The 989-nt window shown below is 71.5% G+C and carries 1 protein-coding gene; it reads left to right on the top strand.

Going from position 1 to position 989, the window contains the following annotated elements; all coding sequences use genetic code 11:
- On the top strand, window positions 1-958 hold a 958-nt coding region (locus D7V93_RS43465), incomplete at its 5' end, for a CapA family protein (protein ID WP_147451700.1).
- Window positions 959-989: the final 31 nt, after the last annotated feature.

Raw genomic sequence — 989 nt, 5'->3', positions numbered from 1 at the left:
CGGCACCACCGTGCCGGAGGGCTACCTGCCCCCGGAAGGCGGCGGCAGCGTCATCGCCAGCGTGCGCCCGCTGCTGGAGGACGCGGACCTCACCTTCGTCAACCTGGAGGGCCCGCTGTGCGACACCGGCCGCACCACCAAGTGCCGCTCGCCCGCCAACTGCTACGCGTTCCGCTCCCCCACCTCGTTCGGCCAGTACATCAAGGACGCGGGCGTGGACGTGGTCTCCACCGCGAACAACCACTCCGGTGACTTCGGCGAGGAGTGCCGCCGCGCCACCGAGTCCACCCTGGACGCGCTGGGCATCGCCTGGAGCGGCCCGCCGGGCAGCGTGGCCACGCTGGAGCGCAACGGGCTGAAGATTGGACTCGTGGCCTTCCACACGTCGGCCGGGTGCAACCACCTGAACAACCTCCCCAACGCCACGGCGCTGGTGAAGCAGGTCGCCGCCACGCACGACATCGTCGTCGTCTCCTTCCACGGCGGCGCCGAGGGCGGCAAGGCCCTGCACGTCCCGGAAGGCAAGGAGATGTTCTTCGGCGAGGACCGCGGTGACCTCCGCACCTTCACCCACGCGGTGGTGGACGCGGGCGCGCACCTGGTGCTCGGCCACGGGCCGCACGTCGCCCGCGCCATGGAGTTCTACCAGGGCCGGCTCATCGCCTACTCCATGGGGAACTTCGCCACCTACGGCCGCTTCAACCTCAAGGGTCCCCAAGGCCTGGGCATGGTGCTGGAGGTGGAGCTGGACAGCCAGGGCCGCTTCTCCACCGGCCGCATCCTCCCCACGAAGCAGGTGGGAGAAGGCATCGCGCAGCCGGACCCCGACGCCAACGTCGTCTCGCTGGTGCGCAAGCTCTCCGCCGAGGACTTCCCCGACACGGGCGTCCGCATCGCCGACGACGGCCGCCTCTCCCCGCGCAAGGCCCCCGTCACCGCCGCGGGCTCCGCGCCGTAGCGCACGTCCCTCCCCTTGCCGACAACGCCGC

Origin of the sequence: Corallococcus llansteffanensis (assembly GCF_003612055.1) — a bacterium.
Taxonomy (GTDB): Bacteria; Myxococcota; Myxococcia; order Myxococcales; family Myxococcaceae; genus Corallococcus; species Corallococcus llansteffanensis.
This window is presented reverse-complemented; position numbering and strand designations above follow the sequence as displayed.